This is a genomic window from Photobacterium toruni (assembly GCF_024529955.1).
In the GTDB taxonomy this organism is placed as follows: domain Bacteria; phylum Pseudomonadota; class Gammaproteobacteria; order Enterobacterales; family Vibrionaceae; genus Photobacterium; species Photobacterium toruni.
Genome location: NZ_AP024854.1, coordinates 1,046,923 through 1,072,324 on the forward strand (window position 1 = coordinate 1,046,923; position 25,402 = coordinate 1,072,324).

Here is a 25,402-nt window from a genome sequence, read left to right on the forward strand (position 1 = left end):
GTCTGGTGAAATAGCCAGTATCGAACAAGTCATATTAATGCTGATTATGACCTGTTTTAAACAAGATTTTTGATATAGAGACTATTTATGACGTTTACTCGAAAAGGTATCGCAGCCAAACTGTTATTAGCCTTTTCTGCCATGGCAGGTTTGATGATTATAGCCGTCATGATAGGCGTGGCAGGCTTTTCGTTAGTCGCTAAAACAGAGCGTACAGTGATTAATTCAGCAGTACCAGCATTAGCAGAAGCGCGAAAGCTATCAGATTTAAGTTCGCGAATTATATTTAATGCACAAGTCTTAGCTAAATCAAAACTTGAATCAGAACGCATGCAACAGGGGCGAGCATTAACCATTCATATTGAAGCATTAACACGTAGCTTGCATGCGCTTGAGCAATATTCATTTGATCAGCCATTAATGCTGAAATTAGAAGATGACGTAAAACGCATTGTTGATAATTTAGCCTTACTTGGATTGCTTGTTGGACGCCAAATAGATTTACAAAGTCAATTAGATGAATTGGTCGCGGTAATGACTAAAGCGACTCATCAAATTGATAGTTTGTCACAATCTCAAGTAGCAAACGCTAATACGATTGCAGTTGCTAATGTGTCGCGTATTTATGATTTAGTGGCGGCAAATAATAAACCAGCAGTTTATAACGCTCTGGATAGTTTAGTTGAAGTTGATATGGACTTATCTGAGCGATTATTTGAATTACGTTTTTTATCATTACAAGTCATTAATATGCTGGATGATTCTGAACGTATTATTGATATTAAATCGATGGTGGCATTAAAAACACGTTTTAATAATGCGGTTAATATTATTAGTCATCGAGTTAAATCTGTTGAGGATCCTAGTCGTTCCGCACAGTTAATGAAACAAACCGCTAAACTTAAACAAGGTAATTTACTGTTTAGTGTTAGTGAACAATTAATTTATGCAAAACAGGATGTTCAACGATTAGATCAACAGAATTTAGTTTTATTTCAGGAGTTAAATAGCACCGTAGATAGTATTATTGCTGCGGCGAATACCAATACTCAGCAGGCTGTTAAACAAGTTGATCAGACATTGACAGTTGCACGTAATACATTAATTGTGATTTCAGGCATTGGCTTATTAGCCTTAGTGTTAATCATGTGGCGTATTGTTTATATTCGAGTGATTTGTCGAATTAACCGCTATAGCCGTGCATTACTATCACTTGCGCGTGGCGATTTATGTATTCAATTAGATGTTGACGGTGATGATGAACTGGCGCAAATGGGACGGGCTATTTTAGTCGCACGTGATACGGCAAGTGAACGTTATCGATTAGCGCAAGCTGAAGCTAAAACACGCCAAGAACTACAGCAGCACAAAGCAAGTTTAGAGCGCTTGGTTGCCAAACGGACCAGTGAATTGGAACGCATCAATAGTCGTTTAAATGAAGAAGTATACAATCATTATAAAGCGCGAGATGAAGCTGAAAAAGCAAACCGTGCTAAATCAGCATTCTTAGCCACCATGAGTCATGAAATTAGAACGCCAATGAATGGTGTGTTAGGCACGGCATCGTTACTGGCTGACACTGCGTTAAGTATTCAACAAAAACGCTATTTAGATGTTATTAATCGTAGTGGTGAAACACTGTTAGATATTCTTAATGACATTCTTGATTACTCGAAAATTGAAGCTGGGCATCTAGATATAAGACCGAGTGATTTTGCGTTAAAGCGTATGGTTGCTGATGTATTTAATATGCTGCAAGGTCGAGCAATGGCGAAGCGAATTGGGTTTGAGTATATTATTGAACCTAGTGCGGATGCGATTTGGTTTGGCGATGAAAATCGTATTCGACAAGTATTAGTCAACTTAGTTGGTAATGCGATTAAGTTTACCGATAAAGGTAAAGTGACCATTAATGTTCAGTTGCATCCAGATATGCCTGATGAAATATTGTTCTCAGTTCAAGATACTGGAATCGGGCTTAATAATGATGAACAACAACTCTTATTTAATGCTTTTCAGCAAGCAGAAGCGGGTCGTAAGGCCATCGAGGGAACAGGATTAGGTTTAGCCATCAGTAAGCACATAGTGGCTGCGATGGACGGAGAAATCGGCGTTGATTCGATTGTTGGTACCGGTAGTTGTTTCTGGTTTTCATTACCATTAGAGCGCGGCAAAATGATATTGGATGCAGATGTTGATCAAGTACTTGTTCCTGCCGCGCACATTTTGTTAGTTGAAGATAATCCCGTAAACAGTATGGTTGCTGAAGGGTTCCTTAAACGGCTTGGGCATAGTGTTGTTATTGCGGAAGATGGCGCTCAAGCTGAGCAATGTTACCTAAATGAGCAGTTTGATTTAGCATTACTTGATATTAATTTGCCTGATACTGATGGTGTGACATTGCTACACCAGTTACGGCGCATTGATAGCCACCGTAAAGATACATGGCAAGAGCCAACACCGATGGTCGCCTTTTCTGCGCATGTATTTAGAGAAGAAGTTGAAATTTACTTAAATGCAGGATTTGCTGGTTTCTTACCCAAGCCACTGGTTGAACAACAATTAATTGATACGATAAGCAGTATTTTAAAAGGAGATAAACGCGTGGTTATTGAGAAAGGTGCGGGTGAAGAAAAGCCGCAATTTGTTGAGAATGATGAGTTATTTCCATTGGTGAAAGAGTCTGTTTTAGGTAGTGATTTACAAGTACTAGGTGAAGCGCAGGTAAAACAATTAATCAGTTTATTTGGAGATTCAGCCAGCAAGACACTTGCTATGTTGCACCAAGCAATTACTGAGAATGACTTGCCAAATGTTGCTAAGCAAGCCCATACATTAAAAGGTGCCGCTGGTACGATGGGATTAATGCAGTTACATCAATTGTGTTTAATGTTTGAAAAATCAGCGCAAGAAGGTGCTATTGATGGATTAGATGTCGCAGCATTACAACAGGTCTTTGATGCCTCAGTAGCTGCGTTAGCGACAACTTTTATTGATAATTAATAGCAGGCTTAATGGCATGATAAAAAGAACGCTTCGGCGTTCTTTTTTTATGCCTGCAGATCCAATGTCATAAAAGTGCTATGAGGGTCGGGTTGGTAATCAGCAAAAGGAGGACATTCGATAAACCCATGTTTTGTATAAAGAGCACGTGACGCAGCAAAGAAAGCCATAGAACCTGTTTCTAAGCTTAATTGTTGATAGCCCTGTATTTTAGCATAAGCAATAATATGTTGGAGTAGTTGTGATGCAACACCTTGGCCTCTAAAGGTATCGGCAGTGCGCATCGATTTTATTTCAGCAGTGGTTGCATTTAAGCACTTTATTGCGCCGCATCCTGCCAATTGATTTTGATTCCATATCGACCAGAAAGTCACGTTTTGTTGTTGAAGTTCAGTTAGATCTAAGGCATGAACACTCTCTGCTGGCGCGGTAGTATTCATATCCATCAAGTGCGATTGTAGTAACGCTTGAATGGCGTGTCCTTGCAAGTCATCAATAATAATATTCATATATATTGTCATTAATAAAAGCATTACTTTACGTTTAAGTGGTGCTTTTATCTAGTAATTTTAGTGGTAATTACAATTGTTATAATACAAAAAAGCATGTTATTGGCGTAGTAGGGAGAAGGATTGATGAAGTGGTAATTTGATGAGTAAAGTGTCGTGAGGATCAATAAAAGTAGCGCAAAGGACAGATAAAAAATAACCCCGAGAACAAAGTTCTCGGGGTTAATGTATCACTTAGAGTAATTTAAAAATTACTTCTTAGCGTTACGTTCTTTCTGCTCAGCGATAACTTTTTCAGAAACGTTAGCAGGACATGGTGCGTAGTGTGAGAACTCCATAGAGAACTGACCACGACCAGAAGTCATAGTACGTAGAGTACCGATGTAACCAAACATTTCTGAAAGTGGTACGTCAGCTTTAATACGAGAACCAGTTACGCCAGCGATCTGGTCTTTGATCATGCCACGACGACGGTTAAGGTCACCGATAACATCACCAACGTGATCTTCTGGAGTAAATACGTCAACGTTCATGATTGGCTCAAGAAGTTGCGCACCAGCTTTAGGCATAGATTGACGGAATGCGCCTTTCGCTGCGATTTCAAATGCTACTGCAGATGAATCGACTGCGTGGAATGCACCATCAAGAAGCTCGATTTCAACGTCAAGAACAGGGAAACCAGCTAGAACACCAGTGTTCATCATGCCCTTGAAGCCTTTCTCGATTGCAGGCCAGAATTCTTTAGGAACGTTACCACCAATTACTGATGATGTGAACGTAAAGCCTGAACCTACTTCGCCTGGTTTCATGATGTAGTCGATCTTACCGAACTGACCAGAACCACCAGATTGCTTCTTATGCGTGTAGCTATCTTCAACTGCTTTCGTGATTGTTTCACGGTAAGCAACTTGAGGTTGACCAACAATTAGGTCTACGCCGTATGTACGCTTAAGGATATCAACCTTAATGTCTAGGTGAAGTTCACCCATACCTTTAAGGATTGTTTCGCCAGTTTCTTCGTCAGTTTCAACTTGGAAAGATGGATCTTCTGCAACCATTTTACCGATCGCGATACCCATTTTCTCAGAACCGCCTTTATCTTTAGGCGTTACAGCAATTGAGATTACTGGAGTTGGGAAGATCATTGGCTCAAGAGTACACTCGTGCTTAACATCACAAAGAGTGTGACCAGTTTGAACGTTCTTCATACCAACGATAGCGATGATATCACCAGCTTGTGCTGAAGTAAGTTCGTTACGGTCGTTCGCTTGCATCTCAACCATACGGCCGATACGCTCAGTTTTACCTGTAGCAGAGTTAAGGATGGTGTCACCCTTGTTTAGCTTACCAGAGTAAATACGAACGAAAGTTAGGGCGCCGAAACGGTCGTCCATGATCTTAAACGCAAGAGCTTTGAATGGTTCGTCAACAGATACTGTTGCAACTTCACCAGTTGGCTCACCAGTTTCTGGATCAGTTAACGGCTGTGGGTCTACTTCTGTTGGAGAAGGTAGGTAATCAATTACCGCATCAAGAACAAGTTGCATACCCTTGTTTTTGAATGCTGAACCACAGAACGTTGGGAAGAAAGTACAAGTACGAGTACCAGCACGGATACAACGCTTGATATCTTCGATAGAAGGCTCTTCACCTTCCATGTAAGCTTCTAGAAGATCATCGTCTTGCTCAAGAGCAGTTTCGATCATTTCTTCACGGTAAGCTTCAACGTCGTCAACCATGTCTTCAGGAACAGGTAGAACTTCGAAGTTCTCTGGAAGACCTGAGTCATCCCATACGAATGCTTGACGGTTTAGAACGTCAACAACACCAACGAAATCATCTTCACGACCGATTGGAAGTGTCATGATTAGTGGAGTAGCGCCTAGTACCTTCTTAACTTGATCTGTAACGCGGAAGAAATCTGCGCCCATACGGTCTAGTTTGTTAACGAAGATGATACGAGCAACTTCTGATTCGTTCGCGTAACGCCAGTTAGTTTCTGATTGTGGTTCAACACCACCAGAACCACAGAATACACCGATGCCGCCATCAAGTACTTTAAGAGAACGGTAAACTTCAACTGTGAAGTCAACGTGTCCCGGAGTATCGATAACGTTGAAACGGTGATCTTTCCAGAAACAGCTTACTGCTGCAGACTGGATAGTAATACCGCGCTCAGCTTCCTGTTCCATGAAGTCAGTTGTTGACTCACCGTCATGAACTTCACCAATCTTGTGGATTTGGCCAGTTAGCTTAAGGATACGCTCTGTTGTAGTAGTTTTGCCCGCATCAACGTGCGCGAAAATACCAATGTTTCTGTATTTAGATAAATCTGTCATTGTTTTTCTCTATAAACAATTACTGTCACATGTGAGGTCGCGGATTATAGCACTACTTGTGCTAATCAGAACATAGTCATGTGTAATAAAATAGTTATTCGCTTGCTTTTTACCCTAGGTGCCATACCTATTGACGAAGATCCGAGCAAATAACGGTGATAAAAACCAAGATTAGTCGAGGTTGTTTATTATTGTAAGTCCATTAGAGGATATTTTAGTGATATTTTGAGGTCACAATGTTGAATATGTGTTGTGATAAGGTGTCCATAAAAATGGACAAAACTGATTTTTTAGCATGTTAGCCGTTAAAAAATAGTCAGTGAGTTGGAATTTGTCATTTGTTTCACTTTCTGTTTGTTAGTGAGGTAGAATTCAACTAAGTCCTATTTTGTTATTTGAGTGTGCAAGATGTCTGAAGAAATAGAAGTAGAAGCACTGGAAGTTGAAGTATCCGTTCAACCGATTGAACTTTATAAAGTGCTAAAAATTGCCAATTTAGTGAGTGGTGGTGGTGAAGCTAAATATGCCATTTCTGATGGTTATGTTGCTGTAAATGGTGAAATTGAATTACGTAAGCGTTGTAAAATCTATGATGGTGACGTGATTGAATTTAATGGTGAGTATTTTGTGGTTATTTGTGATCAGCCAGTACAAGAAGCTGTACCACGCGATCAACAAGTAAAAAAAGTAGCGCCAGCAGCTAAAGCGCCTAAAAAAGCCCCCACAGTAAAAGCAAAGAAAAATAAAGCAGCACCCGCGACCAGTAAAAATCGTTCTGTAACCAAAAAAGAAGCGTCAAAAACCGATAATAAGGCAGACACTGCAACGGGACGTAAACCAATAAGCTTTTAAATAATGGATTAAACGATAGAGGCGTGCGATTGCACGTCTTTTTTATTACTATTTTTTGAGATAGGACGAATTAGGATGATAACTGCTTCTCGTAATATGTGGGTTTCATTATTTTTGTTTTCTGCAGGTGCTGTGACATTACCCGTTAATGCAGCAAAAATCAGTGCATTATCAACGGGTGAGTGCCAAGTAATGACCAAGGCTGGCGTTATTTCGGCGACAGCGCCTGTGCCATGTCAGCGATTAAGAAAAGTTACTTTTAATTACCGTGATTTTGCAGGTAAAGCACATTCCAATGGACAATTAGTGGTAATGGATGCCGTGGCACCTTATGTGGGGAATATTTTTGATGATTTATATCAACAAGGTTTTCCTATTCATAAAGCGGTACCTATTGAAATGTATGACGGTAATGATACCCGCTCAATGACGGCTAATAATACTTCTGCATTTAATTACCGCCCGGTTGCTGGTAGCAATAGTTTATCACTGCATGCCTATGGCGCTGCAATAGACATTAATCCATTACAAAATCCATTTGTGACTTTTGGCAGTAATGGCAATGTTAAGTTTAGCCCTGTTCAAGGGACGCGTTATGCAAATCGAGCTCAATATCGGTTTGGTAAACCAGACAGTCGAGGTATGGCTGAAACTGTGATTGCAACTTTTGCGCGTAATGGTTTTCAATATTGGGGCGGCTTTTGGGATTCTCCAATTGATTATCAGCATTTTCAATTGACCAAAGATATGGCGTTAACCATGAGTAAAATGACGCCTGTACAAGCGACATTATTTTTTCAGCGTTATATTGCTTGGTATGACAGTTGTAGCAAGATGTATCCAACAGCATATAGTCAGTATAAATTTAACGATTACACTGAATATCTAAAACATCAGTTAGTTGTTAAGTCATTGCATACCGCTTATAGTGCTGACCCTCAGCGAGTTATGGATGCGATTAAACGTCAACCTTTACGTTCGGCTATTTGTGTAAAGCGTTAGTTGGCAAGAGGTTTGTTGATAAGTTGCAATCTAAGTCATAGTTTTTAGTCTGTGTACTTTGTTTTTGATTAATTCATTTGCGGCAATGATTTGAGACTCTTAGGATGGGCATCATTAGTCTTATTTGACAAAGGATGGTTCAATGGTTAATCAAATTACAATGGTTGCACAGCAATTACACTTTTCAGAGTTAGTGCAAGGCTATTGGCGTTTAGCTGAATGGGGCATGACTGCGCAACAACGATTAGCTTTTATAGAACAACACCTTGAATTAGGGGTCACGACAGTTGATCACGCTGATATTTATGGTGACTATCAATGCGAGGTGTTATTTGGTGAAGCCTTAGCATTGAAGCCAAGTCTACGTCAGCAATTACAGATTGTGACGAAGTGTGATATCAATCTTTGTAATACTAAATATCCTCAGCGTCGTATTAATCATTACGATACCAGTAAGTCGCATATTATTGAGTCTGTAAATAAGTCATTGACCAATTTACAGGTTGATAATATTGATCTGCTATTAATTCATCGTCCCGATGTACTTATGGATGCTGATGAAGTTGCAGATGCATTTGCGGAGTTAAAACAACAAGGCAAAGTAAATCATTTTGGTGTGTCGAATTTTTTACCCGCCCAATTTGATTTATTGCAATCTCGTCTTGAGCAACCTCTAGTTACTAATCAAATTGAAATTAATCCGCTTAATTTTGAAGTAGCTCATGATGGTACGCTTGATCAATTGCAGATGAAACGTATTCATCCAATGGCATGGTCATGTTTAGCTGGTGGTGATATTTTCACTGGAAGGTCTGAGCAACACATTCGTGTGCGTGAAACATTAACTGAGATAGCATCTGAAATGGGTGTCGATAGCATTAATCAAGTTATTTATGCATGGATTCGATGCTTACCTTCAAAGCCATTAGCGATTATGGGGTCGGGTGATATTGAGCATGTGAAATTAGCTGTTGCAGGATTAGATTTTAGATTATCACGTGAGCAATTTTATCGCGTATGGGCTGCATCAAAAGGTCATGGTGTGCCATAACTGCATTGATTTTTTAGTAAAGAGAAAACGGCAGGGAATATCCTTTGTTAGTAAGGAATATTGCACTGCCGTTATAACCTTTAATGTTTATTCATTATTTAATGTACGCTTGAGGGCGTAATTGTCCCTTCCGCTATTGGGTTGTTTTTATTGGCACTCCACTGATACCAACCACCATCATAAACACTAATGTTTTTCCAACCGAGAATATGCGCGAAGAAAAAGGCCTCAGATGCTCGCCAGCCAGTACCACAGAAAAACGCGACATCCTGATCTGGCTTAATATTCCATTGCGCCCATTGAGCGGTAATTTCATTGCCGCTTTTCATGGTTTGATCTGGATTAAGATAATCTTGCATGTGGTAAGAATCTGAACCTGCATGCCCCCATTTAGCTCCTTCTATACGTCCTTTGGGCTTAATGTAATCATAGCCACTGGTTTCACCAATATATTCAGGCCAGGTACGAATACTAACAACAGATTGTTGATTAACAGGCATTTTTAATAATGATTTTACTTGTGCTGTATCGATTATATATTGAGGATTTACAGGAATTTTTTTACCAAAAGCAACGGGTTTTTTATTGTAGTTTGGTAAGTTTTCTGTGGGGTAATCAGCATTATCCCATGCTGTCCAGCCACCATTTAATAAACGTACATCTTTAACGCCAGCATACATTAAGAAGTTAGCAAAACGTGCTGCTGACATATTATTGCGAGCATATAGGATAACCGTCGTATCATAACGAATACCCAGATTAGCAATCACTTTGGCTAATGCAGCATTACTGACTTTATTCCACCAAGGTTCTGATTCAATAGTGTTGGTATTTACATACAACGATCCTGGAATATGGTCGAGTAAGTATTTTGCTGGTGGTCCCCATTCAACTTCCACGACTTTATAGCCATGCTTTGGCGCATAACGAGGGTGTTTACCATCAATAAGATCATGTAGCCATGATACAGGTACTAATTGTTGAAAATTAGGTAAAGCACTAAGTTGACCATGATAATGATTAAGTGATTGATCAATAGTCGTTACAGAATGATAACCTTGATTTTTTAAAGCAGTTGTTAATTGCTGAGCTTTATCTGCTGAGCAATATAAATAAGTTGGAAGAGTAGGTTTCAGATGTTTATCGTGTAATAAGGTTTTAAAACCGGAGATATCTAATGTTTTTAACCAACTAGCATCAATGTTAATTGCACCGGCGATATGACCGCCATATTGTTGTTGAGGCTCAGGCCAACCGTTATAAAAATTACTATTACGACAATCAATAATTTGTAGCGGAGTTTTATGTGCTTGCTGTTGAGCTAATTGTTCAAACGTTGCTGTTGTTGATGACGAAGAGTTAGCGGCAAATGAAGAGCCAGACGCCAGTAACAGTGCTGCTATAGTGGTTATTTTAATAAACATAATGAAACCTAATCACCTTCGTGACAGTTAAAAGCAAGCGCGCATTTTAACGTTTTCAAAAGGTAATACAATTGGATTTCATTTATTTATAAAAAATTAGTCTTCTGTAATGATGAAAAAATTAAATTATTATGGCTTATTAATAATAACTATTTGATAGTATTTTAAATATTGCTATTTAGATGCGGCTAAACAGCAATATTAAGCTTATATCTTCTTTGTTGCTATTCTGCGAGCCATTCAATAATAAACTGGCAAATATCGTGCGGATTATTTAAATCTAATTGCGGTAAATAACAATCGTTCGGTGCCGGCTGATCACTAGCAAAAGCAAAAATAGTATTGTCTGTTGGATAAAGTAATGGTTTACCGTAACTTGGACGATGAATTTCTATTTTTGGAAATGGTTGATCTCGAAATCCTTCAATTAAAATTAAGTCTAATAGTTCATGATTGAGCTGGCTTAGACAATGATTTAATTCAGGATCTTGGCGTTCTGCTTGCGGATATTCAAAATATAACATATGACGTGATTGGGTTGCGAGCAAAGTTTGATCACATCCAGCATGGCGTAAACGGTAGCTGTCTTTTCCTGGCGTATCAGGATCAATATCATGATGACTATGTTTTAATAGCCCAATACGTAAGTTATGTTGTTTAAGAAGGGGAATAAGTTGTTCAAGAAGCGTCGTTTTTCCTGAACCACTAAAACCGGCAAAACCCAGTATAGGTGTAGGAGATGTAATCATTATGAGACCCGTTGATATTGATTCTTTTGCTATTATATACCTAACAAAAGTGAACACCTATCTACAGTGCGTATTTATTGATATATAAGGGATTTATTTTTGGTGAATTTTATTCTTGTCATTGAATAAAAAATGATAGCTACGACAATTAATATAATCTTTCCTAACAGGGAGTGCGTAATGTGGGCGACATTGGATTTTGAAGCATCTGGGCTATCCGAATTTTCTTATCCTATTGAAGTTGGATATTCACTTCCTACTGGTATTGATCATAGTTTATTGATTAATCCGTTATCAGCAAGTGATGAATGGGTTTATTGGGATACGTTTTCCGAATCAAATATTCATAAAATTACACGCTATGAATTAGAGACAAATGGAAAACAAGTTGTTGATGTTTGTCAGCATCTTAATGCCGTTTTAGGGCAGTATGAATTAGTTTTTTGTGACAGTGAGTGGGATTTATTTTGGCTTGGAAGGTTATATCATGCCGCACATATGCGACCCTCATTTATGTTGACTGAGATTTGTTGTTGGTTAAAACAGCACAATGGCATTGAACGAGTACATTTTCAATTAGCACTTGAGCGACAAGGCCCTGTTAAACATCGGGCGAGTTATGATGCAAAGCAAATTCGTTTAGCACTTGATACTTTAGTGGGTAATCGATAAGTCATTATTTTCATAAATTCAGTGTTTATTATTGCAGCTGCCGATTACAATGTTTGATATAAAAATATGTAGATGGGAAGATTGAGTGAAATCTGTATCTAATCGAAATCAATCACTTCGTGTAGCAATGTTTAATATTTCGATGTCAGACAGTGAGCCAGAAAAAATATTAGCATTAACGGCTAATCCAAATATTACACGTTTACGACGATTGGCGGCTATTATTCAACATATCGCACCTGATGTGATATTACTGTGTGAGTTTGATCATCTTGGTGCTGGTGGTGATGATGGCTCATTAGCGAATTTCTGTAATAATTATTTAGCAGTTTCTCAATATAATCAGACGTTGATTGACTATCCATATCGGTTATGTCCTGCGACTAATACCGGTTTATTATGTGGCACCGATTTAAATAATGACGGTATGATGACATTGCCTGAAGATGGTATGGGCTTTGGTCATTTTCATGGTAATTTTGGTTTTGTATTATTATCTAAATACCCAATACAAGAGAATAATATTCGTTCATGGCAACATATGCGGTGGAGTAGTATGCCTAATGCATTAATTCCTCGTGATTTTTATAGTATTGAAGCAATAAATATATTGAGACTATCGTCTAAAAATCATCTGATCATCCCCATTCAGTATGAGTCACACGTTATAAATCTTGTATGCAGTCATCCAACGCCCCCTGTTTTTGATGGTCCTGAACGGCGTAATGCCAAACGCAATCATGATGAAATTCAACTTCTCTGCGATATTATTGATAATGCGGCATACTTAGAAGATGATGCTGGGAATACAGGAGGGTTACAACCTGAGCAATTATTTGTTGTTTTAGGTGATTTGAATGCAGATGTCGTTGATGGTGACGGCTTAAAAACGCCAATTAAACATTTATTAGGTCACCCTCGAATTCATCAACAAGTGAGTCACGGTATATTTACGCCAAAAAGTATAGGGAGCCGTGAATATCGACCGTGGCAGCGGCGTAAAGGACGTAATAATGAATGGACACATTTAGGTGGAATGCGTTTAGATTATGTTTTGCCATCATCTAATTTTACGATTGTAAGCAGTGGCGTATTTTGGCCCGAAAAAGATCATCCATTACGGCAATTAGTGCTTGATGATAAAGGGCGCGAAAAACCTACCGCAGGATCGGACCATCGACTTGTTTGGGTTGATATAACATGTCCAGAGCCATCATTGTAATAAAATGGAACAATTGATCGTCATTGTTCCATATTTAAAGCGGAGAATGATAAAATGACTAAATAGATCAGTCATTTTATTCTTGAATTATTAAATTAAAAATATTTACCACGAATAGTATTGAAATTTTCTTTCAGGGCGCAAGTTGTGAATGTTTTAATTACCATCGAGTCTGACCAATAATTAGTCGACCAACCTGCTTTTTGTTTAAGTAATTGTATAAATTGAGGCGTTGATAATCCTCGGCGCCAAGCACTGGGTAATACGACTGTTTGTACATGACGATCGGTCAACAATACACCTTGCTTATTATGAGATAAATATTCAAATAATTCGGCTTCAGTACTAAATGGTTGTATAACCAATGGAGATAGAACTTCTACTTCAATACTTAAATCATCAAGTTGATCTTCTGCTAGTGGCATAAAACGGCGATCTTCATAAGCACTGCCTATCGCTTTATTATGCATTTCTAATATTAAAGGTTTAGTTGCAATCGTTGATCCAATACAACCCTGTAGTTGACCATTCACTTCTAATGTTACAAAGCATGCTGCGGGTTGTAACATTTTACGATTATAGTGTTCTATTTTAGGTGCTGAGGCTGAAATCGCTTTTTCTGAAAAATGGCCTCGAATCGCATCACGGGCAATATCCAGTAGCTGCGTAAGTTCACCTTTATTGTATGTTTGATGTGTGACAGCTGAAATATCCACCAGTGTTCTCCTTTTTGATTTTTATGAATTATTAATACGTCCGTATATAAATAATGAATGCCAAATACGTGAGTTTATAAAATACTTAGCAGTGATATAAATGTGTTGTACGAGCAATAACTTATTTTATTGTATGATTAATATCATCTATTTTTACTGATTATTCAATATATGCGTAAGTAAAAAGTGTTAACTTGTTTGTCAAAATTATGCTGTTTGTAAGTTTTTAATGGGAGTGTAGTTAAATTAATACAATTGAGTAATATTTGTACTTTTTTTGATTGTTTTTTTGATTGTGTTGTTTATAGGTTTTACTCACAAGGTAGATTGTTTTATCGTTAATGCTATTTTTATGTTGAAGATAAAGTAGATTATGAATAGCGATCAAGGTTTGACGATTGAACAATTGAGTGAATATCAAAATGTGATCATTACTCAGCCTAATTGTCCATATTGTGTAAAAGCAAAAGCATTATTGGATCAGCAAGGTACTGAATATGTGACATTAGTTCTTGGACAACAATTAACAAAAGTAGTTATGGTTGATTTTATTCAACATATTGCCAATGTTAACGTACGAACAGTACCACAGATTATTTTAGATGGTCACTATATCGGTGGTCATGATGACTTAGTGGCATTTCTTGATCGTCAAGTTAGTAATAATAGCTTTGATGATTTTGAGTTATAAAACTAATCTAACATAGATCATAAAATAAAAAGGGGGATTACCTCCTTTTTTATATAACATTTAAGAGATAACAGATGAAATTAGATTTTTCACAATTAAATAAGCAGGCTAAACAATCATTTAGTAATCAGCATGCTGTGATTAAAAAAGTAATGCAAGGTAAAGTCGTTACTTGTGAGCAATGTCGACAGCCTTTGATATTTATTACACCAGAACAAAGTGAACAGCCTGGAATTGGTTGCTCAAAAGGGTGTACTTTTATCTCTCTTGAATTTGCATGATATTTATCATTATGTATTATTGCTGCATTTCGAGCAAAAAATAACCGATATCGGCTAATTTTTGCAAACTTACTAATTAATTATAATTCATTTTTACACGATATTATTCCTGCAATAAGCTTTATTATTTATTCCAAAAGCTATTAGTTAATAATGGCTTATTCATTTTTATAATGTGACAGGTTAACACCAACATTTTCTGTTTATTTATATTAATAATTGCTTCTGTTATTTAGATTGGATATTAATTGTAACTTATTGATTAAATAGATTAAAAATTAATTTAACTGAGTGTGGTGATATATAAAAAGTAGTTAAAAATTTCAAATGAACTAAAGTTGTAGCAATAGATGGTTAGAGTACAAATAAAAAAACAGCTGTTTTGATGAAAATTAATTAATAGCGATACCTGTTTTTAGACTTAAAATTAATCGATTTAAGCTATTTGGTTGTTTTGTTTCTCTATTGACAGTTCTCGTCTACTAATGGTTATATAATGGCGCTTTAATTTTTATTTACATGACTAAATATTAGGGTTGAGGCGATATCTAACAGGATGTAATAAATGAGTAAACACGATAAATATAGTATAAATAATACGGATTACACTATTGGGCAGGATAATGTTCAAAAGTGGGGATTCGATGTGCACAATGCCGTTTTTGGTGTGAGTGCTGGACTAATAATCATTTTTTTAGTTGCAATTTTAATCACCGATCCAGCAACAGCAAAAGCAGCATTAGATAGTGTGAAAGGTGCAATTGTTAATCAATTCGCTTCTTTATTTATTTGGGCTGGTAATTTCTTCGTTTTCTTTTGTTTGGCATTGATTGTTTCACCATATGGACGTATTCGTCTAGGTGGTAAAGATGCAGAAGCTGAACATACAACATTATCATGGCTTTCAATGCTATTTGCCGCAGGTATGGGCATTGGCTTAATGTTTTGGAGTGTCGCTGAGCCTGCAGCTTATTTCACTGGCTGGGGTGGAACTACACCATTAAATGTAACACCAGGAACACCAGAAGCCTTTAAAGTTGCGATGGGTGCAACCATGTATCACTGGGGTCTGCACCCTTGGGCGATTTATGGTGTTGTTGCATTATCAATGGCATATTTTGCTTATAATAAAGGCCTGCCTCTTTCTATTCGTTCAGTGTTTTATCCTATTTTGGGTGATCGTACTTGGGGCTGGGCTGGACATATTATTGATATTTTGGCTGTTTTGGCAACACTGTTTGGTTTAGCTACTTCATTAGGCCTAGGCGCACAACAAGCTGCTAGTGGTATTAACCATGTCTTTGGTACGCATGGCGGCTTAGAGCTACAGATTGGTATTATTATTGTTGTCACTTGTGTCGCTATTTATTCTGTAGCAAAAGGCATTGATTCAGGTGTTAAATTACTTAGTAATATTAATATGATGGTTGCTGTTGTCTTATTGATTTTTGTAGGACTTGTTGGCCTTGCTGTTTCTATTGATACGATTCCAAAGACTGTCATGGGATATGTTGAAAACTTTATTCCATTAAGTAATCCTTATGATCGTGCCGATGAAAAATGGATGCATGCTTGGACTGTTGTTTACTGGGCATGGTGGATCTCATGGTCACCATTTGTTGGTTCATTTATTGCGCGTATCTCAAAAGGTCGTACTGTTCGTGAATTCTTGATTGCGGTATTAATTATTCCAACAGCAGTGACAATTGTTTGGATGTCAGTATTTGGTGGACAGGCTATTCATCAAATTATGGATCATATTGGTACATTAGGAGCTAAAGGTATTACTCAAGTACCGTTAGCGATGTTTGAGATGTACGATGCCTTACCATTTGGTACTATTTTATCATTCATTTCGGTGATTCTAATTTTGGTGTTCTTTGTAACATCATCAGATTCGGGTTCATTGGTAATTGATAGCATTACGGCTGGTGGTAAAGTTGATAACCCTGTCGCTCAACGTATTTTCTGGGCTGCTGTTGAGGGTATTATTGCGATAGCCTTATTATGGGTTGGTGGTACGCAAGCGATTGAAGCATTACAAGCGGGTACCATTTCGACAGCATTACCGTTTACGTTTATTTTATTACTTATGTGTGTCAGTTTATTGATGGGCTTTAGAACTGAGCGTAATAAATAATTTATTCGCTAAGTAAAATAACGTAATAAAAAGCAGCTACCAGAATCAGTTCTGAGTGGCTGCTTTTTTTATGGCGCTAGTTTCTCTACAATAATCGCTTTACTCCCAAAGTTGGCCAATGGGGGTCTCTGGACTAAAGTGATAGGCTATTTGTGCTTGAAGTAACTCAGCTGTTGCTAACGCATCAGTTAAAGCATGATGGGGTTGGTAGGCTGGAAGACCATAACGAGAACGACATTTTCCTAGCCGTACTGAACCTGGACGTTTACCTTTTAATTTATTCCACAGCCCACTCACTTGTTGTTGCTGAATGGTTGCTTCAATCGCTAAAGTATCAACAACAGGAAATTGAATCCCTTCACCTAAGCGAATTTTTAAGGCGCGATCCATAAATTGTCGCTCGATATTTTTATAGTGTACGACTACAACTTTTCCTGCTAGTGCGTCTAATACGGCTTCAAGAATACGGCGTAAGTCAGGTGCTTGTTGAACGTCTGAGTGTGTAATGCCATGAATAACGACAGAATCTTCTTCAAGTTTTACTTTGGGTTTTACAACCCAATGTTGTGATTGACGGCAATAAATACGATGAATATCAAAGGGGACTAAACCTATACTAACAATATCATCGGTTTCTGAATTAAGTCCTGTTGTTTCAAAATCGAGTGCCACAAAAGGTACTGCGCTTAAGGGCGTATCTTCAGAGATAATACCAGCCTGATAATAAGATTTTATTCGGCTATCTTGTGCTTCTTGCGCTAATATTTTAAAGCGTAAATGCCAGTCAGGTACTGGCATATTACGGGTAAAATGAGCAGAAGCGGATTGTTTTGATCTATGACGAAACATTAACTGCTCTTTTTATTATCTTGCTGACTGATAGCGAAACTTAACAAAGTTTTGTGCTTTACTTAATATTTGAAACGCATCTTTAAGATTTCGGCGTTCAAAATCAGACATATTTTCAGGTTCGATACTATTGTCGGGTTCTATACCTGCTTCAATATCGAGTGCTTGATGTCGAATACGAACTAATGAAATATATTCCATGGCATCACGTAAATCTTGTGCTCGACCTGGTGGAAGAATGCCACTATCTATAATGTCATCAAGACGTTCGAGGGAATTTTGTGATCGTGAGCCAACGGCAAGGGCATGTACGCGAATTAAATCAGCTAATGGCGCTGTTCCGCGACGTTTAAGATTAATCGAGTTATTATGTCGACCATCTTTTTCCATGACAAAATCTTTGAAAAAGCCTAATGGTGGAGTGCGATTTAAGGCGTTACGTGCAAGGCAAGCTAAGAACCGAGGGCTGTTACGTGCTCGACGGACGATAAAACCGTTAAGTTGTTTAGCCCATTTTGTTTTACCCCAGACACCACCAAGATCAAAGAATATTGAACTGTTAAGTAATGCGATAGGCTTTGGATTATCTATCCAGTCAGCAAAACAATTTTCCCATTGCTGACGGGTTTTTCGCCATTCTGGATTTGTTGCCATTATATCGCCTGTACAATAGGTATAGCCGCATTCAGCTAATCCATCACAGACAAATTTAGATAACTGTTCAAAATAAGCATTATGTTTTTCATAATTAAAATTGTTATCAAGAATAATAGCGTTATCTTGATCTGTCACGATCAGTTGCTCGTCACGCGCCATTGAACCTAGTGCAAGAAAACAATAAGGTACGGGTGGTGGGCCATATTTTTCTTCTGCAAGTTCAAGTAGACGTTGTTTAAAGCTACGCCCGATTTCAGCCATCGCACTGCCTATCATATGCGAGTTAGCATCTTCATTAACCATTCGTACAAAACAGTCTTTAACTTGCGCTGATAGTACGGTTAATTCTTCTACTGATTGTTGTTGATAGATACTGCTTACAAGTAATAAACTATTTTGAGATTCATAGCGGACAATATCGGAGACGCTAATAATGCCTACTGGATGCTTATTCCGCATAACAGGAAGATGATGAATATTAGATCGTAGCATGGTGAGCATGGCTTCAAACACATAGGCATTATGATCGAGTGTGATTGGATCTGCTGACATAACGGTAGATACGGGTTCTGCCGTTGAAACACCGAGTGCTAAAACGCGGGTACACAAATCACGATCAGTAATAATACCAACAATTAAATCATTATCATCGTCATCGTCAGTGATATTCTCATCACAGATAAGTAGTGCTGAAATACCTTCATCTGCCATCGTTTGAGCTGCTACTTGAATTGTTGCATTTTGATCAAGGATCACTGCGTCTCGTGTTAATAAGGTACGCACTTTTGAGGTTGTTAGATCGTTTTCATCATTTTGGCGTGATACAGCATGACGTAAACGAGAACCATCATCAACTTCAACGAAGTCAGCAAAACTATCGTAGTCATCACAGAGTTTGGTAAAGAGATTGCCTGGAATACAATAGAGTAGGGTATCTTCCAAGGCTTTTGCAGGCATTCTGACACGATTATTCATTAATAATCCCATCTGCCCAAAAATATCACCTTCATCTAAACGATTGTATAATTCTCCTTTTCGACGATAAACTTCAACTGCACCACTGCGAATAAGAAATAAATCATTAATGCTATCACCTAAGTTTAAAATCATGCTGTTTGCACGGTGGTAGGCGACTTCGATTTCGATAGCTAATTCGTTCAGTTGTTCTTCTGGTAATAAATCGAAAGGAGGGTATTGACTGATGAAATTTAGTATTTCTGTTTGTTCTGCTTCCATATCTCAATCCATATCAATAAAAAATAGGAGCAAGGCTCCGCAGATAATCATTAGAGAGCGACAGATCTTACGTAGTTTAAAATAGTCTGTCACTGTTAGAATTGTAACCTATGCCAGTATGGAAATCATATATTGTTAGGTTTGATGATTACAGATGTAACTGTTAATAATAATATTTATGGTTGCTCAATATTGGTGAATATTTGATTACTTCTAAATAAGTGTAGAAGATTAATTTCAGGAAAAGAGACAGTGGATATACACTTTAATGAATAGCAGGAAATAGTGTCAAAATATCAAGGTGTAGGGATGTGTTATTATTGTTTAATAAACACTATTATCATCTGAAAAAAAGTTAAATCTAGAATATTGTAAAGATAATGATAATAAAAAATGTATTACGCTTTAATGAGTTAGTTTTAATATGTTTATTGTTATCTACCGCTATTTATAGCGAGGAACGATATGAAGATTGTTTTTTTTGGGGAAGCATTAGTTGAGCTTAACCATTCACCTCGGCATCAAACATACGGTGGTAATGTTGTTAATCGCGCTTTATATCTCGCACGATTAGGTGGATCGCGTGCAATTAATGTGAGTTATGCTACCTGTATTGGTATTGAAAAAACATCAATGAAGATGTTGCAGTGTTGGCAACAAGAAAATATCGACACAAGTTTAGTGAAATGTTTAGCGACTAAATACCCTAATCTATGTTTTATCGAAACTGATAATCATGGTCAATGCCATTATCATTATTGGAATAAAGATAATGCAATGCGATATTATTTTTCTTATGGTCCAGCTTTATTACATCATGCGGTAACTAATAATGATTATGATGCTATCTACATTAGTGGTGGTAGTGTTGCAGCATTAACTGATGATGATAAAACTTTGTTATTGAGTTTACTTGATATACATAAGAAAAAAGGAGGCAAAGTTTATTTAGACAATAGCTTTCGTGCTGATCTTTGGTCAACAAGGCAAGCACAATATTGGTATGGGAAAATATTTCCTTATGTTGATATTGCTTTTATTGATTTAAATGACGAAATGAGAATTTGGGGAAGCTCTCGCTATTTAACTCAACGCTATATTCAATGGGGATGCCGTGAGGTTGTTTTTAAGCAAGCCAATAATGCCGAATGTACCGTGTGTAGTTTAGTTATTCGTTCTGATACGTTATTACGAGTAGCAAGTATTAAATTGGCAGTAAAAGATGGTGATCAGATAGTAGATAATGCATTTGTTGCTGGTTATCTTGCCGCTAGAATTAATCGACAAACGATTTCACAATCATTATTACTGGCACAAACACTGAGTCATAGAGTAACAACCTGTTCAGATGCGATTATTCCTTCTGATTCAATGCGAGACATAATGTAGAATAAGAAACCTGACGTATAATATATGATCGGAACAGCTTGTTTTGTATGTATAATAACCAAACGATCGTAAAATTAAAATTTGCTGTTGACTCATCTGCAGTAATCAGTAGAATGCACCCCATACCGCGAGACAACAATATCTCATCGGTTAGGGAATATGGCGCGTTGGCAGAGTGGCTATGCAGCGGATTGCAAATCCGTGTACCTCGGTTCGACTCCGGGACGCGCCTCCATACTTCCTCTTGCGACACTAGCTCAGCTGGTAGAGCGCAACCTTGCCAAGGTTGAGGTCACGAGTTCGAACCTCGTGTGTCGCTCCAAATTAAAAGATATGGCTTTAGCGGTATCTATAGATGGTGTCTTACCCATCGCATTAAATTGCGTGCCCTGGTGGTGGAATTGGTAGACACAAGGGATTTAAAATCCCTCGGCGTTCGCGCTGTGCCGGTTCAAGTCCGGCCCGGGGCACCATCTCTTCTTTTACATGAGTAATTGAAGTATATATTATACAGAATTAAAAGATATGGCTTGTTAGCGATGTCTACAGATGGTGTCTTACCCATCGCATTGAATTGCGTGCCCTGGTGGTGGAATTGGTAGACACAAGGGATTTAAAATCCCTCGGCGTTCGCGCTGTGCCGGTTCAAGTCCGGCCCGGGGCACCATCTTTTAAAAAAGCTCATCATTCGATGAGCTTTTTTTTCGCCTGTGATTTATTACATTTATAATTAAAATAGTTTTAAGGTGATAAATAATAGCGTGGAGTGATTTATTTTTTATCATTATTTAAACGAATAATGCAGTTTTGGGTAAACTCAACTGCTTCATTTGCACTCCATTCTCCTTTGGCTTTTTCTTTTAGTTGCTGGCACCATTTTTCGCTACCTACTGTTGGCGTACATGCAGATAATAAAAATAGAGTACTTATAAAAATTAAAAATATTTTCATGGGTATCCTGTTTGTGGGTGGTATTTAATTTATTAACTATTTAATTCTACACTAAGTAAGATATAACGACATTGCACCTATCATATTGAGGTTTACTAAAGAGCTAGTAATCTAATGTATTTCTTACCATAAGAAGCAAAATTATAATGGCTAAGCCTAATAAAAAAGGTCCAGTTAAAACGGTTGATGTATTGTGCTGTCGTTGTAAAACGTTACTGTTCAAATATCGTAAAGGTGGGAAAGGAGCATTAGTAAAATGCTTCAAAGAGAGAATAAGTAAAGATTTTACGCAACAAGCATGTATTTGTCCTGAATGTCAGGCAGTGTTTGCTCGTGAAACATTGGTCAGAGGTACACCAGCATATAAAATTATTGGTGGTAAAGCGGTTGCAAAGTAAATGGTGATGTCATTAAACAGCCATCTAAATAGTGGCTGTTTAATTAGTTTTAGCGAAGGTTATTTAATTAATATAGGGCTAGGACAGCTAATTTGTTTACTCATTAATACTGCCTTTAAATCTAATAATTTCCGTTTATAGGTTGCACGTACGAGTTGATAATCAATTGAAGGTGCAAACCATAATGAAAGCTGGCGATCCTTTTTCTTTACTTGGTCGACACGAATTGTTTTTAGATTACCAAAATTAGTAGCGATTGTTTCTTCCCCTATAACTTTAAAATAATAATGGCTAATGTCATCACTATTTTGCAAAATAAAATCAAAATTCTTTTTACCTTGCATTATGTCTAATCGCATTTGTGTGCCGATGGTATCTCCATCAAGTATTGGTAATGAAGTTTCACTAAATTGATGTGATTTACCGTCTTCAATTACCGTTGATTTGGCGCCGTTATTGGTAAAAGAAGCAGAAACTTTACCCGTCATTAAGCCTTTTATTGTACGTTCAAAAGAGTCAGTTACAAAACTTTGACGTTGTGATGACCAGTGAAGTTTTGAGTGCTGATTTAATTTTGCTTTAGTAATTAATACATTAACTATGCTTTTAGTATAAATGTTTGCTTGGGTTCCATCCCAAACAATATTTCGTTGATAATTACCAATATCATGCCCTTCAAAAAAAATCTTATAGTTCAATGTCTTATTACATTGATTATTTTTATTTGGTAATAATTGAGTAGACATTGTTTTTATGGTTGTAGGCGTTTTATTTATTTGAGTTGGGACACTACCTAAGAGGGGCGGTGGTACTAATGTGTTAGCGCTAGCATTGATGGTAGCACTGAAAAAACTGATGAGAGAAAAAGTAATAATAGGTAATAAACGCACAAACACTCCTAGAAAAATCACGAATAACGGTGTTAATTATAGCCTTTTAATAGTCTAACAGATGTGTCATAAAATTAACGCTGCTAATTATGCTGTAATATTGAGATTCTGTATTCTTAATTAAGAATGAGATAAATAAATTTTTTTTTAAAAGTTTATTATAATCAGTTGGTTAAGAATGAAATAATAAAAAGATATTTAATGGTTATATATTTGTTTATTTAACATGTTGTTTTATAAGTGAAAAATTTAATAGTTCAAGATGAATATATAATGATTTAATGTCGGTTATTTGACGTAATCCATAGTGAAGCCTATTTTTATCTGGTTGTTATTATATGTATATTACTTAGAGGAGTTAGCGATGAAAAAAATGAGCTCGTCATATCGATTACAGATTATTAAGGAAGTAGCCCAAAAACGACAAATGCGGTCCATCGAAGATCCGATGGCGAGGCATATATCTGAACTTCTTGAATGTCATCATAATGAACCGATAAAAACATCACCTACTTTTTCAGATAACCATTACGATGACCATATCGGTGGTTGGATCAGTGATTTGTGGGATCAAAATAAGTAATAAAGTGCAAAATAGAGTGTGAATAGGTACAAGTATTTTTGTGCCTTTTTATACCAATAAGTCATGATATATAAAAATTATGGGTGAGATACTGGAACAAATATCAACACTGATGTACATTGCGTCGTCTTTATCTTTTTAGGCTAAAAAATGAATTATACCGAATTTGATAGTTACGTACGTAAATGGATTTTTACCCATGCTTCAATGCCAGTTTCCGAAGCGGATCTAGTGCAAATAAAACCATTTACTCAAGCTCGTTCGGCACAATTGTGGTGTGAACATGTGAGTAACCAAAGTTCTGATGCTGATCACTTTGAGAAAGGCGACTGGGCTTTTGATAAAAAAATTTGGTCAGACGCAATAGATTGGCAGCAAGCTTGGGACAGCGATGAGCCTGAGTTACCAGCAGAACTATTGGCTGATATTAAATGGGAAGATAATACGACCATTTTTTTCTGCTATGAAAAATACAATATTATTGAAACTAAATGGGGTGTATTTAAACGTAATTGGAAGAATTTCTTGTTTTTTGATGATGGTCCATTATTACTTGGACGTAAGCAAAAGCAAGCCGTTTGGTTTCAATCAAATGGTACATTCCAAATAGCAACTCGTCCATAAATTTCAATTAATTCTAAATGTCGTATATATCTGTATATGACATTTTTATTCGGTCAAAAATAACCTCCTAATAATTTAAGTTATGACTATTTAGTAGTAATTCATTTATTGTAGTTTGGCTTTTATTAATATTGTTTTCACAAGAATGAACAGAATCTTTATTCGTTATTAATGGTTGTTTTAATGGTACTGCACAAGCAACAATAAAACGTGAGCTTTGATTGGTTGTTGTGATTGTTATGGGTGATGAAGATGATTTGAAAAATCCCATTTGAGATGGTGTTAATTTATTATTAGCACTATAAACTACTCCTGATTTTAAATAAATAAAACACGAAAGGTGTTGTTTGGGCGGTGTAAAATACCATGTACTATAAGACGTCATTATAATATCAAGTAAAATTAACTCACAATGACTTTTTATTGGACTATCATATTGATGGTAACGACCAATCAATATTTTTGTTGTTGAATTATTATTTTCAATGAGTGGAAAGTTATTTTTATTAAAAAGTTGACTCTTTGGCTTACACATTTCATCTTTATTAGAAGCTGGTAGGGCTACCCATAATTGAAATGATTCACTCACTGATTGGCGTGGTAATGTCGTTGATTTATGGATAATGCCTTGCCCACTTGTCATTATATGAACATCACCACTGTTAATTATATGATGTTGCGGTGTTGAGTCATAGTGTGAGATCGTTCCTTTAAGTGGGTAGCTAATGGCTTCTACGCCTGAATGGCCATGAAAATCAAGGCTACGATTAGTACTTTTTTTAGATGTGAAGTGTTCCCATAAGACGAATGGATTTGTGATGGAAAAATATTGCTCAGGAATAAAAGAAGTAGTGGCACCTTGTTTAATACCATGACGGATATGAATAAGCGGTCTACTTTTTTGCATAAGCTATTTATTTCCACTCTAAAATAAAAGTAAAGCTGTGGTTCATATTTATACTATTTAAAGCGTAGTATTAATCGTCATTATTTGCTGATAAAAAGGCTAATTTTTGTGGTTTAGTTATAAGCATCGTGCATTGACCTTCGCGGTGATATGGCTAAGGTAGCAATATAATAAGTTAATTAATGCGTTCGTTATTTTTTTAAATAAATATTCTTTATACTAATCGTTTTTATCTCACTCATTGAAAAAATAAAGCAAGGTATCACA

The 25,402-nt window shown here is 36.9% G+C and carries 23 protein-coding genes and 4 tRNA genes; 17 read left to right on the top strand and 10 right to left on the bottom strand.

Annotated features, from left to right (window positions below):
• The first annotated feature begins 87 nt into the window (after positions 1-87).
• The gene (gene torS / locus OC457_RS05105; RefSeq protein WP_080173641.1) at positions 88-3,003 is read left to right on the top strand and encodes a TMAO reductase system sensor histidine kinase/response regulator TorS; all 2,916 of its coding nucleotides are present in this window, start codon (positions 88-90) and stop codon (positions 3,001-3,003) included.
• A 47-nt stretch (positions 3,004-3,050) separates the two neighbouring features.
• Here torS and OC457_RS05110 read toward each other — a convergent pair whose 3' ends face one another.
• Both OC457_RS05110 and fusA read right to left on the bottom strand, forming a co-directional pair.
• The gene (locus OC457_RS05110) at positions 3,051-3,512 is read right to left on the bottom strand and encodes a GNAT family N-acetyltransferase (protein ID WP_080173643.1); all 462 of its coding nucleotides are present in this window, start codon (positions 3,510-3,512) and stop codon (positions 3,051-3,053) included.
• 251 nt (positions 3,513-3,763) lie between these two features.
• Positions 3,764-5,851, bottom strand: a complete 2,088-nt coding sequence (fusA, locus tag OC457_RS05115) for an elongation factor G (RefSeq protein WP_080173644.1) — start codon at positions 5,849-5,851, stop codon at positions 3,764-3,766.
• A gap of 408 nt (positions 5,852-6,259) precedes the next feature.
• On the opposite strand from fusA, the gene OC457_RS05120 reads away from it, so the two are divergent.
• The 3 genes from OC457_RS05120 to OC457_RS05130 all read left to right on the top strand — a co-directional run bounded on the left by OC457_RS05120 (position 6,260) and on the right by OC457_RS05130 (position 8,756).
• Positions 6,260-6,703 carry an RNA-binding S4 domain-containing protein gene (locus tag OC457_RS05120; RefSeq protein WP_080173645.1) on the top strand — a complete coding sequence of 148 codons (444 nt, stop codon included), beginning with the start codon at positions 6,260-6,262 and terminating at the stop codon, positions 6,701-6,703.
• Positions 6,704-6,778: 75 nt separating this feature from the next.
• Positions 6,779-7,705, top strand: coding sequence for a M15 family metallopeptidase (locus tag OC457_RS05125; RefSeq protein WP_370737956.1), 927 nt, complete (start codon positions 6,779-6,781; stop codon positions 7,703-7,705).
• 142 nt (positions 7,706-7,847) lie between these two features.
• Entirely contained in the window at positions 7,848-8,756 is a 909-nt protein-coding gene (locus tag OC457_RS05130; RefSeq protein WP_080173647.1) for an aldo/keto reductase, read from the top strand.
• Between the two features lie 98 nt (positions 8,757-8,854).
• Here the strand turns inward: OC457_RS05130 and OC457_RS05135 are convergent, their stop codons facing one another.
• Positions 8,855-10,180, bottom strand: coding sequence for a rhodanese-like domain-containing protein (locus tag OC457_RS05135; RefSeq protein ID WP_080173649.1), 1,326 nt, complete (start codon positions 10,178-10,180; stop codon positions 8,855-8,857).
• A gap of 224 nt (positions 10,181-10,404) precedes the next feature.
• A complete protein-coding gene (gene mobB, locus OC457_RS05140) occupies positions 10,405-10,929 on the bottom strand; it encodes a molybdopterin-guanine dinucleotide biosynthesis protein B (protein WP_080173651.1) in 525 nt (174 codons plus the stop codon).
• A gap of 180 nt (positions 10,930-11,109) precedes the next feature.
• Here mobB and OC457_RS05145 point away from each other — a divergent pair, with 180 nt between their 5' ends.
• Positions 11,110-11,601: a hypothetical protein gene (locus tag OC457_RS05145; protein ID WP_080173653.1), complete on the top strand. Its 492-nt coding sequence runs from the start codon at positions 11,110-11,112 to the stop codon at positions 11,599-11,601.
• Between the two features lie 85 nt (positions 11,602-11,686).
• Positions 11,687-12,823, top strand: coding sequence for an endonuclease/exonuclease/phosphatase family protein (locus OC457_RS05150; RefSeq protein WP_306341379.1), 1,137 nt, complete (start codon positions 11,687-11,689; stop codon positions 12,821-12,823).
• 95 nt (positions 12,824-12,918) lie between these two features.
• On the opposite strand, the gene amrA is transcribed toward OC457_RS05150, so the two are convergent.
• Positions 12,919-13,539, bottom strand: a complete 621-nt coding sequence (gene amrA / locus OC457_RS05155; protein ID WP_080173654.1) for an AmmeMemoRadiSam system protein A — start codon at positions 13,537-13,539, stop codon at positions 12,919-12,921.
• A 373-nt stretch (positions 13,540-13,912) separates the two neighbouring features.
• Here amrA and OC457_RS05160 point away from each other — a divergent pair, with 373 nt between their 5' ends.
• From OC457_RS05160 to OC457_RS05170, 3 genes are all read left to right on the top strand, one after another.
• Positions 13,913-14,230, top strand: a complete 318-nt coding sequence (locus OC457_RS05160) for a glutaredoxin domain-containing protein (protein WP_080173656.1) — start codon at positions 13,913-13,915, stop codon at positions 14,228-14,230.
• Positions 14,231-14,304: 74 nt separating this feature from the next.
• Complete coding sequence (locus tag OC457_RS05165; RefSeq protein ID WP_080173658.1) at positions 14,305-14,511, top strand: hypothetical protein; 207 nt, start codon at positions 14,305-14,307, stop codon at positions 14,509-14,511.
• A gap of 565 nt (positions 14,512-15,076) precedes the next feature.
• Positions 15,077-16,651 carry a BCCT family transporter gene (locus tag OC457_RS05170; protein ID WP_080173660.1) on the top strand — a complete coding sequence of 525 codons (1,575 nt, stop codon included), beginning with the start codon at positions 15,077-15,079 and terminating at the stop codon, positions 16,649-16,651.
• A gap of 99 nt (positions 16,652-16,750) precedes the next feature.
• Here OC457_RS05170 and OC457_RS05175 read toward each other — a convergent pair whose 3' ends face one another.
• Both OC457_RS05175 and OC457_RS05180 read right to left on the bottom strand, forming a co-directional pair.
• Positions 16,751-17,500, bottom strand: a complete 750-nt coding sequence (locus tag OC457_RS05175) for a 3'-5' exonuclease (protein WP_080173662.1) — start codon at positions 17,498-17,500, stop codon at positions 16,751-16,753.
• Between the two features lie 15 nt (positions 17,501-17,515).
• Entirely contained in the window at positions 17,516-19,393 is a 1,878-nt protein-coding gene (locus tag OC457_RS05180) for a DUF294 nucleotidyltransferase-like domain-containing protein (RefSeq protein ID WP_080173663.1), read from the bottom strand.
• A 465-nt stretch (positions 19,394-19,858) separates the two neighbouring features.
• On the opposite strand from OC457_RS05180, the gene OC457_RS05185 reads away from it, so the two are divergent.
• The 5 genes from OC457_RS05185 to OC457_RS05205 all read left to right on the top strand — a co-directional run bounded on the left by OC457_RS05185 (position 19,859) and on the right by OC457_RS05205 (position 21,449).
• Positions 19,859-20,782 (top strand): PfkB family carbohydrate kinase, encoded by a 924-nt coding sequence (locus tag OC457_RS05185; protein ID WP_080173665.1) that lies wholly within the window; start codon positions 19,859-19,861, stop codon positions 20,780-20,782.
• Between the two features lie 161 nt (positions 20,783-20,943).
• Positions 20,944-21,017, top strand: a tRNA-Cys gene (locus OC457_RS05190).
• 11 nt (positions 21,018-21,028) lie between these two features.
• Positions 21,029-21,104, top strand: a tRNA-Gly gene (locus OC457_RS05195).
• A gap of 64 nt (positions 21,105-21,168) precedes the next feature.
• Positions 21,169-21,255 (top strand) — tRNA-Leu (locus OC457_RS05200).
• Positions 21,256-21,362: 107 nt separating this feature from the next.
• Positions 21,363-21,449, top strand: a tRNA-Leu gene (locus tag OC457_RS05205).
• 104 nt (positions 21,450-21,553) lie between these two features.
• On the opposite strand, the gene OC457_RS05210 is transcribed toward OC457_RS05205, so the two are convergent.
• The gene (locus tag OC457_RS05210; RefSeq protein ID WP_080173667.1) at positions 21,554-21,733 is read right to left on the bottom strand and encodes a DUF3012 domain-containing protein; all 180 of its coding nucleotides are present in this window, start codon (positions 21,731-21,733) and stop codon (positions 21,554-21,556) included.
• Positions 21,734-21,879: 146 nt separating this feature from the next.
• Here OC457_RS05210 and OC457_RS05215 point away from each other — a divergent pair, with 146 nt between their 5' ends.
• Positions 21,880-22,131 (top strand): hypothetical protein, encoded by a 252-nt coding sequence (locus tag OC457_RS05215; protein WP_080173669.1) that lies wholly within the window; start codon positions 21,880-21,882, stop codon positions 22,129-22,131.
• Positions 22,132-22,190: 59 nt separating this feature from the next.
• On the opposite strand, the gene OC457_RS05220 is transcribed toward OC457_RS05215, so the two are convergent.
• Complete coding sequence (locus OC457_RS05220; protein WP_080173671.1) at positions 22,191-23,021, bottom strand: DUF3108 domain-containing protein; 831 nt, start codon at positions 23,019-23,021, stop codon at positions 22,191-22,193.
• A 364-nt stretch (positions 23,022-23,385) separates the two neighbouring features.
• Here OC457_RS05220 and OC457_RS05225 point away from each other — a divergent pair, with 364 nt between their 5' ends.
• The gene (locus tag OC457_RS05225; RefSeq protein WP_080173673.1) at positions 23,386-23,604 is read left to right on the top strand and encodes a hypothetical protein; all 219 of its coding nucleotides are present in this window, start codon (positions 23,386-23,388) and stop codon (positions 23,602-23,604) included.
• Between the two features lie 150 nt (positions 23,605-23,754).
• Positions 23,755-24,228 carry a DUF2947 domain-containing protein gene (locus tag OC457_RS05230; protein WP_080173675.1) on the top strand — a complete coding sequence of 158 codons (474 nt, stop codon included), beginning with the start codon at positions 23,755-23,757 and terminating at the stop codon, positions 24,226-24,228.
• A 67-nt stretch (positions 24,229-24,295) separates the two neighbouring features.
• Here the strand turns inward: OC457_RS05230 and OC457_RS05235 are convergent, their stop codons facing one another.
• Entirely contained in the window at positions 24,296-25,135 is an 840-nt protein-coding gene (locus OC457_RS05235; protein ID WP_080173677.1) for a pirin family protein, read from the bottom strand.
• Positions 25,136-25,402 lie beyond the last annotated feature (267 nt).